The sequence below is a fragment of the Pseudomonas putida genome (genome assembly GCF_028682635.1).
Lineage (GTDB): Bacteria > Pseudomonadota > Gammaproteobacteria > Pseudomonadales > Pseudomonadaceae > Aquipseudomonas > Aquipseudomonas putida_AE.
The window spans coordinates 42436-54927 of sequence record NZ_JANHLK010000009.1; the positions used below are offsets into that span (position 1 = coordinate 42436).

Consider the following 12492-nt stretch of genomic DNA (forward strand, 5'->3'; position numbering starts at 1 on the left):
AGGTGCTCCCGGTATGACCCGATTGACCTCTCTGACCCCTTGGCTGGCGGCCGCAGCAGTCGCCCTTTGCGTGCAATTTCCGGCACAGGCGGCCCAGGAGCGTTTCACCCTGAACATCCCTGGCGTCTCGGATGACCGACTGTTCACCGCGGCCGCCGCCAGCGATGCCCCGGGGTGCGGTGGGCACAACGTCTCGCCAGCGCTGAACTGGAACGCCGGCCCTGCAGGCACGCTCAGCTACGCCATCGTCATGCACGACCCGGACGGGCAAAAAGGCCAGGGCGTCGATCATTGGGTGCATTACGGCATCAAGGCCAGCACCCACCAGATTGCGGCGGGTGTCGGCGCCAAGTCCGCGCTCGAGGGCGTGGGTGGCACAAACAGCAAAGGCACGACAGGGTACGTCGGCCCTTGCCCACCGGTTGGCGACAGCGCACATCACTACATCATCCAGCTCTTCGCCCTGGACCTGGCCCCGGATGCCCTGCCGGCCGGCCTGACGCGCACCCAGCTGCTGGAAAAAATCAAAGGTCACGTGCTGAGAAACAGCAGCGTGGTACGGCGCTACCACCGCTGAAGATTTTTTAGCGCGGGTTAACCCCAACCGTTCGGGCTGTCCGTCTCACAGGATGAATGGATCAATTTCCTCCTGAGGTCAGCCCCCATGTCCCTCCCTCTGCATGTTCTTCGTCCGCTCGCCCAGGGTTTCGCCGCCGGGCTGTTACTGGCCGTTACCGGTTGTGGTGTTTCGTCCAAGCCCGATTCCGCCTCTGTGTCATCGCCGGCCCAGGCCGAGTTGAAAACCGAATCGTCGGTGCATCACGAACTGCTCGACGCTGACGCCTCGATGAGCAAGCGCAATGTCAGACCCGCACCGATGGCCGGCTTCGCGCCAATGCCTGCGGGCGAGGCTTATCCACAGGGATATCGCGACGAACAGCGCGAGCAGTACCAGGCCCTGGCAGATAACCCCATCCACAGCGTCGCCGAAACACCGGTCTCGACCTTCAGCGCCGACGTCGATACCGGTGCTTACGCCAACGTCCGCCGTTTGCTCAACCAGGGGCGATTGCCACCGGAAGGAGCGGTGCGGCTGGAGGAGATGGTCAATTACTTCCCTTACGACTACGCCTTGCCCACCGATGGCTCGCCCTTCGGCGTGACCACGGAACTGGCGGCGTCGCCCTGGAATTCGCATACGCGCTTGTTGCGCATCGGCATCAAGGCCTCGGATCGCGCGGCCGCGGAACTGGCCCCGGCGAACCTGGTGTTCCTGGTGGACGTGTCCGGCTCGATGGATCGTCGCGAGGGCCTGCCGTTGGTCAAAAGCACCCTGAAATTGCTGGTCGATCAACTGCGTGAGCAGGATCGGGTGTCGTTGGTGGTCTACGCCGGGGAATCGCGCGTGGTACTGGAGCCCACTTCCGGACGGGAAAAAGCGAAGATTCGTACAGCCATCGAGCAATTGACTGCAGGCGGTTCAACCGCCGGAGCCTCGGGCATCGAACTGGCTTATCAACAGGCGCAACAGGCGTTTATCCCCAAGGGCATCAACCGCGTTCTATTGGCCACTGACGGTGACTTCAACGTTGGAGTCAGCGACTTCGACAGCCTCAAACAAATGGCTGTGGATAAACGCAAGACGGGTGTATCTCTGACCACCCTGGGTTTCGGTGTGGATAACTACAATGAACACCTGATGGAACAACTGGCCGATGCCGGCGATGGCAACTACGCCTACATCGACAACCTGCGTGAGGCGCGCAAGGTGCTGGTGGATCAACTCGGCTCAACCCTTGCCGTCGTGGCGAAAAACGTCAAGCTGCAAGTGGAGTTCAACCCCGCGCAAGTCAGCGAGTATCGCCTGCTGGGTTATGAAAACCGTGCGTTGAAACGTGAGGATTTTAGCAATGACAAGGTCGATGCCGGTGAAATCGGTGCAGGACATACCGTGACTGCGTTGTACGAAATTGTCCCCAAGGGTGAGAAGGGCTGGCTGGAACCGCTGCGCTACGCTCAACCGGGCGCCGCTATTGCTGAAAAGCATGGCGAATTGGCGATGCTGCGGGTGCGTTATCAGTTGCCGGAAGGTGGGAAAAGTCGCTTGATCGAACGCCCGATCGTTGATTCCCCGATTGGCAAAGCAAGCGATGACCTGCGCTTTGCTGCAGCAGTGGCTGCTTTTTCCCAACAGCTCAAGGACGGACGCTACACCGGCGAGTTCAGCCTCAAGGACACCGAAGCGCTGGCCCACGGCGCCCGGGGCGATGACCGTTTCGGCCTGCGCAGCGAGTTCGTGCAATTGGTGGAACTGGCGCAGAGCCTGCGCACCACCACCGCGTCGAATCCAACTGCCACTGAACGACGGATTGAATAGTGAGCCGATTGAAGGGGTTCATCAGCCAGCTGTTTGCGCCCGCAAGCAGCTCCGAGGCCAGCAGCGACGAAGCGCTGCTGGCCCGTTATCGCGAGGGCGACGGCGCGGCGTTCGAGATTCTGTACGCGCGCCACCGCCAGGGTTTGTACCGATTTCTGCTGGGGTTGAGCGGCAGGGCGGAACTCGCCGAGGAGGTCTATCAGGAAACCTGGCTGAGCCTGATCCGCAGCGGCAGTCAGCCACAAGGTCGGGCGACTTTTCGTACCTGGCTCTACCAGATTGCCCGCAACCGCTTGATCGATCACTGGCGCAAACATGGCGTCCACCAACCGCTGCACGACAGCTATGACGAACAAGCCCATGCTCTGCCCGATGACACCACCGATCCCGAGCAACTGCTGAGCCTGAGCCGTGACAGCCAGCGTCTGGAGGCCGCCCTGCAAGCCTTGCCCGCCGACCAGCGCGAAGTGTTCCTGCTGCGCGCCTACAGCGATCTCGATTTGCCGCAGATCGCCACCCTCACCGAAACACCGCTGGAAACCGTCAAGAGCCGCTTGCGTTACGCCCAGCAAAAACTGCGTCGGCTGCTGGCCGAGGAGGTACTGACATGACTGACGCCAAGCACACAACCGACCGAACGCTAGAACATTACCGCGAGCACGCCACCGGCGAACCCCCGGCGCATCTCGACACGTCGATCCTGGCCGCCGCACGCAGCGCAGTGCCTGCACCGAAGCCAGGCCTGTGGCAACGCTGGCTTCGCGGCTGCCAGCAACCCCGCTGGCAAGTGGCATTCGCCAGCCTCGTCGGCATCGCGCTGATGCTCTCGCTGGTCCAGCGTTCGCCTGAGCAAGTACCCAGCTACGACTTCGCGCCTGCGGCACCGGTGGCCAAACAGGAAGCCGAAGCAGCGCCGCCAGCGCTGGCCCGTTCCCTGAAAGCCCCGGCTGGCGCGCTCTCCGCCCCGGCCCCCGCCGCACCAATGGCGGAATCGGCAGCCCCGGCACAAGCAGAATCCTTCAGCGCCGACATGGCGGACGAAGCCAAGTCCAGCAAGCGCGCCGCGCCCCCGGTGAAATCCCTGGATGAGCAATTGCGCGAAGTGCTGCACCTGCAAAAAACCGGGCACAAGCAAGCCGCCGACAAACTGCTGGCCGACCTGCACAAACGCTTTCCCGAAGAAAACCTCAGCGCCCGACTCAAGGATCTGCAGAAAAACTGATCGGCCCAACGCTCGACGATTTGGCATCAAGGCCCGAAAGCGCGCACTATCGGGCCATAGTCGATGCGTTGGAGGATGCCGTGACAAAAAAAATCGACCGCATCGCCCAAATGCTCAACTGCCCGGAAAAGGGCGAGGAATTACGGCGGGCAATTACCGAGAGCCGTAAGGATTTTCTGCTGAATCAGCAGGAAGAGGCTAATGCTGAGGAAGAAGATGTTCTTGAAGGGGAAGAATTCGAGGACGACGAGGATGATGAATACGACGAGTTTGACTGGACGACGGAGTGAATAAGCTGCTGCCGCCAAAGGATTATTAACAGCAATTCGAAGGGTTACGAGTCGCAAGACACTCTTGAATGTATGGTTTCTCTTTCATATTGCGGAACGGAAAGTCGGGAGTCATGGCCTGCTTGTCGGCAGTTGACGAGATGTCCTCAAACCTTATAATCGGCCACAACACGGCCCCTGTCGGTTGATGCGCTTCGGCGTTGAGATTGCTCAGGGGTTTTTTATTGCCTGAAATTTTTCCGCTTACCAGTCGCGCTTTTTCCAGTCTGGGTCGACTCCCATCCCTTCCAGGCTGAGGTCCAGATGCGTCAGATCAGGGAAATCGTTTTCCAGCAACGCCTTCAATCGTTTTCCCCAACTCGATGATGGGTTGATGACTTTCATCAGATGCTGGGTGATGCACAAAAGCATGAACGGACGAGCCCGGCGGTGTGCGTCATCATGGAAAGCTGACAAGTTTGGCGCTTGGTCCTCAGATGGCAGCTTCGGTTGATCGACAATATTTCGGTTCCACAGACGACTGTGATGGGCGCAGACGTTGCGTAGATAATTCAGGCTGCGCAGCCAACTGGCGAAAACCCTGCCGTTGCTGATGCCGTACTCCTGCGAAATAGCATCTTGGTCTGCCTCGGCCATGCCAGCGTAAAGCGTCGAAAGCGTGCCGAAGTCCCAAACCTCGCATGCCACCCACACCGCCAATGGAAGTCCGTACTTTTCCTTGTTGTGGCGAATGAAGTCTTCGTTCGAGCGATTGATCAACGCAGCGTGTTTACCAAGCCAGGCATGATGTTTAGTCAGTCCGGTTTTACCGTCCAGTCGAGTGGAAAAGCTTTCATGGAACAGATCAGGTCGTAGGTAGGCAAACTTTTCGTGTTTGCCGAGCCCGTGGGAAATGTCCACCCGTAAAGCAATTTCAATGCGCTCCAAGGCATCCATGGTCAACAGTCGCAGTTTCTTATCGAAGACGTACAGGTCGACTGCGTTCTGGAATGTCGTGCCAGGCTTGAAACTGTCGAGCGGAAGTCGAGTCGGCTTCGTCCTGGTTGGCTTTGTACGAGCTTGTTGATCGAGTGGGCAGCAGAGCTCAGTGCGTTCGCGGAATGCAAACCAGTAACCGCTTAGGCGGTAGTAACCTATGCGCTCCAGATATTCCAGCGCTTTGGCTTGGTCTGTTACAACCATTCCTCGAACCATCAGCAAATCAAGCTGCATTTGGTAGCTCTGCCACGGCTTTGGATAGCCTTGCATCATTTGCATATCACCTTGCACTCCTTGGCAGCGAGTTGTGCAGGACGCTGAATTCAGCGTTAGAGGCAACTCGACGTTCGCTGCACCTTTTATCATTTCGTAGTCGTTCAGATAAACCGAGCACCCACAAAAAAGCCCCAGACCCTACGGCCTGAGGCTTTCTCGTTTTTACGTATGGTGCACCAGGCGGGATTCGAACCCACGACCCCTGCCTTCGGAGGGCAGTACTCTATCCAGCTGAGCTACTGGTGCAGCGGGCGCCATGATACTCATATGCGTTGCAGGCGTCCATGCTGCTGAATCGCCTGTGTTTTTTTAAAGCGTAACCTGCGTTTGCTACGTTGATCAGAAATTTGCAGCAAAAAAGAGGTTTTCGTTCTTTTTTTCGAACGGCCTATTGTCCTTTACCCCCTTTGATCCTAGGATTCGTTTGAGATTTCAAACGCTCTTGTCTGGGTGCTGAACCGCACGATTTGAATCAGTGCGCTATTTATGTGCTTCAGCCCGGTGAATGATTTCCCTGACGGCAGCCTACTGAGGCGCCTTTCTACAATCATAATTTGCTCCGCGCCTGTCGCGGTGCTGTTAAGGAAAGCCGACATGCAGCTTAAAGACACCCAGTTGTTCCGCCAGCAAGCCTTCATCGATGGCGCTTGGGTTGATGCGGACAATGGTCAGACGATCAAGGTCAACAACCCGGCAACGGGCGAAATTCTGGGCACCGTGCCGAAAATGGGCGCTGCCGAAACCCGCCGTGCAATCGAAGCCGCTGACAAAGCGCTGCCGGCCTGGCGTGCACTGACCGCCAAAGAACGTGCGAACAAGCTGCGTCGCTGGTACGAGCTGATCATCGAGAACCAGGACGACCTGGCTCGCCTGATGACCCTGGAGCAGGGCAAGCCATTGGCCGAAGCCAAGGGCGAAATCGTTTACGCCGCATCGTTCATCGAGTGGTTCGCCGAAGAAGCCAAGCGCATCTACGGTGACGTGATTCCGGGCCACCAGCCAGACAAGCGCCTGATCGTGATCAAGCAGCCTATCGGCGTGACCGCTGCCATCACCCCGTGGAACTTCCCGGCTGCCATGATCACCCGTAAAGCCGGCCCGGCCCTGGCCGCCGGTTGCACCATGGTGCTCAAGCCTGCTTCGCAAACTCCGTTCTCGGCATTCGCCCTGGCTGAACTGGCCCAGCGTGCCGGCATCCCGGCTGGCGTGTTCAGCGTGGTGTCCGGCAGCGCCGGCGACATCGGCAGCGAGCTGACCAGCAACCCGATCGTGCGCAAGCTCTCCTTCACCGGTTCGACCGAAATCGGTCGCCAGCTGATGTCGGAATGCGCCAAGGACATCAAGAAAGTGTCCCTGGAACTGGGCGGCAACGCGCCGTTCATCGTGTTCGACGACGCGGACCTGGATAAGGCCGTCGAAGGCGCGATCATTTCCAAATACCGCAACAACGGCCAGACCTGCGTCTGCGCCAACCGCCTGTATATTCAGGATTCGGTCTACGACGCGTTCGCCGAGAAACTGAAAGTGGCCGTGGCCAAGCTGAAGATCGGTAACGGTCTGGAAGACGGCACCACCACTGGTCCGCTGATCGACGAAAAAGCCGTGGCCAAGGTGCAAGAGCACATTGCCGACGCCGTTGCCAAAGGCGCCACCGTACTGTCCGGCGGCAAATCGATGGAAGGTAACTTCTTCGAGCCGACCATCCTGACCAACGTGACGAACAACGCGGCCGTGGCCAAGGAAGAAACCTTCGGTCCATTGGCGCCGCTGTTCCGCTTCAAAGACGAAGCCGACGTGATCGCGATGTCCAACGACACCGAGTTCGGCCTGGCCTCGTACTTCTATGCTCGCGACCTGGGTCGTGTGTTCCGTGTGGCTGAAGCCCTGGAATACGGCATGGTCGGCGTCAACACCGGGCTGATCTCCAACGAAGTCGCGCCGTTCGGCGGTATCAAGGCCTCGGGCCTGGGCCGTGAAGGCTCCAAGTACGGCATCGAAGATTACCTGGAAATCAAATACCTCTGCCTGGGCATCTAAGCTCGAGGGCATAAGCCCGGCAAGGCATTGCTTCAAGCGCAAAGGGCACGAGAGCGCTGTCCCTTTGCGCTGCTTCAAACCGGAATTTTCTCTGTGGTCGGGAAAGCTGTGGCAGTCGATCATCGCATGCTGCCTCAGTTACCTCCCCACCGCTTAATCCTTGAGCCACGCCGACCGATGAGCGGCGAATGAGGAATGTAATGAGCAAGACTAACGCTGATTTGATGGCCCGCCGTACCAATGCTGTTCCACGTGGTGTTGGCCAGATTCACCCGATTTTCGCCGAGTCGGCGAAGAACGCGACCGTGACCGACGTTGAAGGTCGTGAGTTCATCGACTTCGCTGGCGGTATCGCTGTACTGAACACCGGCCACGTGCACCCGAAAATCATCGCGGCCGTGACCGAGCAGCTGAACAAGCTGACCCACACCTGCTTCCAGGTTCTGGCTTACGAACCGTACGTAGAAGTGTGCGAAAAAATCAACGCCAAGGTGCCTGGTGATTTCGCCAAGAAAACCCTGCTGGTCACCACCGGCTCCGAAGCCGTGGAAAACTCGATCAAGATCGCCCGTGCCGCCACTGGCCGTGCCGGCGTGATCGCGTTCACCGGCGCTTACCACGGTCGCACCATGATGACCCTGGGCCTGACCGGTAAAGTCGTGCCTTACTCGGCCGGCATGGGCCTGATGCCAGGCGGCATCTTCCGCGCGCTGTACCCGAACGAACTGCACGGTGTGAGCATCGACGATTCGATCGCTTCCATCGAACGCATCTTCAAGAACGATGCCGAGCCAAAAGACATCGCCGCGATCATCATCGAGCCGGTTCAGGGCGAAGGTGGTTTCTACGTCGCGCCGAAAGAATTCATGAAGCGTCTGCGTGCCCTGTGCGACCAGCACGGCATCCTGCTGATCGCTGACGAAGTACAGACTGGCGCTGGCCGTACCGGTACGTTCTTCGCCATGGAACAGATGGGCGTTGCTGCCGACCTGACCACCTTCGCCAAATCCATCGCTGGCGGCTTCCCGCTGGCCGGTGTGTGCGGCAAGGCCGAATACATGGACGCCATCGCTCCAGGCGGCCTGGGCGGCACCTACGCCGGTAGCCCGATCGCTTGCGCCGCGGCCCTGGCCGTGATGGAAGTGTTCGAAGAAGAGCACCTGCTGGACCGCTGCAAGGCAGTCGGCGAGCGTCTGGTGACTGGCCTGAAAGCCATCCAGGCCAAGTACCCGGTGATCGGTGAAGTGCGTGCCCTGGGCGCGATGATCGCGGTAGAGCTGTTCGAAAACGGCGACAGCCACAAGCCGAACGCTGCAGCTGTAGCGTCCGTTGTAGCCAAGGCTCGCGACAAGGGCCTGATCCTGCTGTCCTGCGGCACCTACGGCAACGTTCTGCGCGTCCTGGTACCGCTGACTTCGCCGGACGAGCAACTGGACAAAGGCCTGGCGATCATCGAAGAGTGCTTCTCCGAGCTCTGATCACCGAGTGTGACCTGCTTCACAAAAAACCCGCTTCGGCGGGTTTTTTCATACCCCCCGAAAACACAACCCGCGTATTAGCGCTGTATCCGGTGGCCGGCTTTGGCTTAAGGTTCACGGATTGCCAGGGAGAGCTGTATGACAGTCGTCATTTTACCCGCGATTCCGCGAGTGTTGATCGCCGAGGCCGACCCGTGGTCCCGCGATCTGCTCAAGGAAGTGTTGTTGAACGTTCGCTGCGATGCACGGCTGGATTTGTGTGCCGATGGTCAGCAGGCGCTGGAGTTGCTGGCGTCAAACCCTTACGACCTGGTCATCGCCGACTGGGGGTTGCCAGGCGTCGATGGCCTGAATGTGTTGCGCAGTGTGCGTCAGCGCAAACGCAATCCACCGTTGCCGTTCATTCTGATGAGCAGCCGCAACGACAGTGCGAGCGTGCGTGAGGCCTTGCCGCTGGCCCCTGCTGCTTACCTGACCAAACCCCTGAACATGGCCAGCCTGACCCAGCGCCTGCAGGTGTTGCTGCTCAACGCTGGGGAAGAGGTGTCGTGCGAAGTGCCGGCGCTGGCGCCAGGCATGACCTTGCCGGTGTTCCTTGAGCGCCGCCGCGAGCTGGCGGAGGGCGCGCCGCTGATGACCGACGTGCAAGTGGCGGTCAAACGAAGCCTCAACCCCAACGGCCTGGATCTGACGGTGCTGGAAGACGAGATCCGCACCGATCCACAGGTTACCGCCGTGCTGATCGCCGCCGCCAACAGTGCCGCCCAGCACCATGGCACCGCTGTGCAGACCCTGAGCCAGGCCCTGCACCGGTTGGGCACCGGGCAAAGCATGAACCTGATCCTGGGCCTGACGCTCAAGCGCAGTGCTCGGCTCAGCGATCCGCAGCTGGCGGACTATGCCGAGCGTTACTGGGATTTGTCGCTGCACACCGCCGAGTACGCGCGAACGCTGGCGCGCTTGCTGGATCTGGACCAGGCGCGTTGCTACTGCGCCGGCATGCTGCATCGACTGGGCGACCTGGCGTTGTTGCGCTGTTTGCAGGAATGGAAACAGGCCGGTGGCGAACTGGACGAGCAGGAGCAAGTGGGCGAGGCATTGGCCGAGTTCAGTGCCGCCTACGGTTCGGCGTTGCGCACCCGCTGGCGTCTACCGTTGGAGCTGCGACAGCTGATTGCAGCCGCTTACCAGCTCGGTGGCGGGGTTTACTCCCGTGAAGCCCTGGTGATGAACATGGCGGCGCAACTGGCGCGCCTGAACGAGCATGAGGGCCTTGAGACGCTGGCCAATAGCCGGACGGCGCGGTTGCTGAAGATCGGCTTGCCGGAGTTGGTAAGGATGCGCAAAAAATAAGCCTTACACCGCCCTTTGTAGGAGCTGGCTTGCCAGCGAATCCAGACAGCGCGGTGAGTCAGGTACGCCGCTTTCGCTGGCAAGCCAGCTCCTACAGGGACCGTGCCGTTCAGGCGGTGATGATGCGATTCTTGCCCTGGCGCTTGGCCTCGTACATTGCCGCATCCGCCCGGGCAAACAGGTTTTCCACGCTTTCATCCTCGGCCGTAAGGCTGGTCAGGCCCTGGCTGACGGTGATGCCGAACGTCTGGCCATCATGGTTGAAGCTCAGGCTCTGAATCTCCCGTTGCACGCGCTCAGCCACCTGCAGGGCCATCTGCGGCGTGCAACCGGGGAACACCGCGGCGAATTCCTCGCCGCCAATGCGCCCGAACAGATCACCGCGGCGCAGCGCCGCGCGGCCGCTGTCGGCAATGTGCTGCAGCACGTTATCGCCTTCCTGGTGGCCGTAGGTGTCGTTGATCACCTTGAAATCATCGATGTCCAGCATGAGAAACGACAGCGGCGTGCCCTGTTGTCGCGCCTGTTCGAATTCCTGCTCGGCGCCTTCGAAGAAATGCCGGCGGTTGCTGCTGCTGGTCAGGGCGTCGGTGGTCGCCAGCCGTTGCAGTTCGGACTCCAGTTGCTTCTTGTCGGTGATGTCTTCAGCGATGCCGACAATGATCACCGGCTGACCAGGCTCGGCCTGACGGTTGATGAAGCACTTGTCGCTGAGCCAGCGCAGCTGACCGTCGGCGGTCATGATCCGGTACTCGCGATCTTCAACGGCGCCCTTGACCAGCACGTCCGCCAGGCTGCGCTCGGCGTACTCGAGGTCGTCGGGGTAAATGCTGTCGCGCCATTGGTTGTAGTCGGCCAGCAGCAGGTCGGCGCTGCGGCCGAAAATCCGTTCATAGGCAGGGCTGACATACAGCACCTGACGGGTTTCCCAGTTGAATGCCCACAGCACCGCGTTGACGCTCACCAGCAAGGTGCTGAACAGCTGTTCACGCTCGCTCAGGCGCGCCACCTCGCCCTGGGCGTGCATCAGCGCCATCAGGGTTTGCGCGGCCTCGGGCCACTGCACAGGGGATGAGTCTTGTTGATTGTTGACCATCGACACAAATCTCAAAGGGCGTGCGTCGCTCCAGGTTCGAAGCGGCCACGTTCAAGCCCGCCAGGATGGCGAAGTGTCTTTGAGATAAGGGATTTGTAGCGAAGTTCCGAAGGGTGCGCCCTGCTAAAGGGCGCACCGATCAACGGTGTCAGGCAGCGCTTGGGCGCAGGGAATAGGTCTTCAACTGATCGGCAAAGTCACGCAGGGATTGAATCCCGCTGGCTTCCGCTTCGTGTACCCAATCCTTGATGGCGGCCAGCATGTCGTGACCATTTGAGCTGGTCTTGACCCAGATCTGCTGCAAGGCCAGGCGTTTCTCGTAGATGACCTTCAGCGCCTGGCTGTGTTCGAGCATGGTCTGGATACGAACGTGGTGCTTGTCGTCCAGCAGGCTGGTTTCCCGCGAAAGCAAACGCTTGGCGCGATGGAACTGGTGGCGCACCGAGTGATCGACCTTTTCCAGCTCTTGCTTGACCAACGGCCCGATCACCAGCTTGCGGTACTGGGCCATGATCTGAAAGCGGTTGTTGAGGATCGCCATCGCGGTGTCCATGTCCAGGTTGCCCTTGCCTTCGACGCGGTGGGCAATCGGCGCGACCCGCTGGACCTTGGCCAGGCGCAGGAAGCTGAACACCTGGATCCAGGCCCAGCCCAGGTCGAACTCCCACTTCTTCACCGACAGTTTTGCCGAGTTAGGGTAGGTGTGATGGTTGTTATGCAGCTCTTCACCACCGATCAGGATGCCCCAGGGCACCAGGTTGGTCGCTGCATCGCGACACTCGAAGTTGCGGTAGCCGACGGCATGGCCCAGGCCATTGACCACGCCGGCGGCCCACACCGGGATCCACATCATCTGGATGGCCCAGATGGTGATGCCGATGGTGCCGAACAGCAGCAGGTCGATAACGCCCATGATCGCCACGCCCAGCAGTGGGAAGCGGGTGTAGACGTTGCGTTCGATCCAGTCATCGGGGCAGTTCTTGCCGTAGATGCGCAGTGTCTCGGGGTTTTCCGCTTCGGCGCGATACAACTCGGCGCCTTTGCGCAGCACGGTGGACAAACCCTTGATCACCGGGCTGTGCGGGTCGTCGACAGTTTCGCACTTGGCGTGATGCTTGCGATGGATGGCGGTCCACTCGCGAGTGTTCTGCGCCGTGGTCAGCCACAGCCAGAAGCGGAAGAAATGTTTCAGGCCAGCATTCAGCTCAAGCGAGCGATGGGCTGAGTAACGGTGCAGATAGACCGTGACGCCGATGATCGTGACGTGGGTCATCAGCAAGGTGACTGCCACCAGAGACCAGGGCGACAAGCCGAGAAAACCTTGGTACCACATAGGCTATTGGGCCCTCGAAAAAGAAAAAACAGCCGATGCATTATCACCAAGC

At 59.8% G+C, this 12492-nt stretch carries 11 protein-coding genes and 1 tRNA gene; 8 read left to right on the forward strand and 4 right to left on the reverse strand.

The window, feature by feature from the left end; all coding sequences use genetic code 11:
- Positions 1-13: 13 nt before the first annotated feature.
- The 5 genes from NPS56_RS13360 to NPS56_RS13380 all read left to right on the forward strand — a co-directional run bounded on the left by NPS56_RS13360 (position 14) and on the right by NPS56_RS13380 (position 3889).
- Positions 14-577 carry a YbhB/YbcL family Raf kinase inhibitor-like protein gene (locus NPS56_RS13360; RefSeq protein ID WP_274075029.1) on the forward strand — a complete coding sequence of 188 codons (564 nt, stop codon included), beginning with the start codon at positions 14-16 and terminating at the stop codon, positions 575-577.
- Between the two features lie 87 nt (positions 578-664).
- Positions 665-2377 carry a vWA domain-containing protein gene (locus NPS56_RS13365; protein ID WP_274075030.1) on the forward strand — a complete coding sequence of 571 codons (1713 nt, stop codon included), beginning with the start codon at positions 665-667 and terminating at the stop codon, positions 2375-2377.
- A gap of 29 nt (positions 2378-2406) precedes the next feature.
- Entirely contained in the window at positions 2407-2988 is a 582-nt protein-coding gene (locus tag NPS56_RS13370; protein ID WP_406591440.1) for an RNA polymerase sigma factor, read from the forward strand.
- Positions 2985-3599: a hypothetical protein gene (locus NPS56_RS13375; protein WP_274075032.1), complete on the forward strand. Its 615-nt coding sequence runs from the start codon at positions 2985-2987 to the stop codon at positions 3597-3599. Before NPS56_RS13370 ends, NPS56_RS13375 begins: the two co-directional genes overlap by 4 nt.
- 20 nt (positions 3600-3619) lie before the next feature.
- A complete protein-coding gene (locus tag NPS56_RS13380) occupies positions 3620-3889 on the forward strand; it encodes a hypothetical protein (RefSeq protein ID WP_274075033.1) in 270 nt (89 codons plus the stop codon).
- Between the two features lie 243 nt (positions 3890-4132).
- On the opposite strand, the gene NPS56_RS13385 is transcribed toward NPS56_RS13380, so the two are convergent.
- Both NPS56_RS13385 and NPS56_RS13390 read right to left on the reverse strand, forming a co-directional pair.
- The gene (locus tag NPS56_RS13385; protein WP_274075174.1) at positions 4133-5140 is read right to left on the reverse strand and encodes an Abi family protein; all 1008 of its coding nucleotides are present in this window, start codon (positions 5138-5140) and stop codon (positions 4133-4135) included.
- Between the two features lie 172 nt (positions 5141-5312).
- Positions 5313-5389 (reverse strand) — tRNA-Arg (locus tag NPS56_RS13390).
- A gap of 348 nt (positions 5390-5737) precedes the next feature.
- Here NPS56_RS13390 and gabD point away from each other — a divergent pair.
- From gabD to NPS56_RS13405, 3 genes are all read left to right on the forward strand, one after another.
- Positions 5738-7180 (forward strand): NADP-dependent succinate-semialdehyde dehydrogenase, encoded by a 1443-nt coding sequence (gene gabD, locus NPS56_RS13395; RefSeq protein WP_274075034.1) that lies wholly within the window; start codon positions 5738-5740, stop codon positions 7178-7180.
- Positions 7181-7380: 200 nt separating this feature from the next.
- Positions 7381-8658, forward strand: coding sequence for a 4-aminobutyrate--2-oxoglutarate transaminase (gabT, locus tag NPS56_RS13400; RefSeq protein ID WP_274075035.1), 1278 nt, complete (start codon positions 7381-7383; stop codon positions 8656-8658).
- A gap of 138 nt (positions 8659-8796) precedes the next feature.
- Positions 8797-10011, forward strand: a complete 1215-nt coding sequence (locus tag NPS56_RS13405; protein ID WP_274075036.1) for a response regulator — start codon at positions 8797-8799, stop codon at positions 10009-10011.
- A gap of 109 nt (positions 10012-10120) precedes the next feature.
- Here the strand turns inward: NPS56_RS13405 and NPS56_RS13410 are convergent, their stop codons facing one another.
- Together NPS56_RS13410 and desA are read right to left on the reverse strand one after the other, a co-directional pair.
- Positions 10121-11107 carry a GGDEF domain-containing protein gene (locus NPS56_RS13410; RefSeq protein ID WP_274075037.1) on the reverse strand — a complete coding sequence of 329 codons (987 nt, stop codon included), beginning with the start codon at positions 11105-11107 and terminating at the stop codon, positions 10121-10123.
- 148 nt (positions 11108-11255) lie between these two features.
- Positions 11256-12440, reverse strand: a complete 1185-nt coding sequence (gene desA / locus NPS56_RS13415; protein ID WP_274075038.1) for a delta-9 fatty acid desaturase DesA — start codon at positions 12438-12440, stop codon at positions 11256-11258.
- Between the last annotated feature and the right edge of the window lie 52 nt (positions 12441-12492).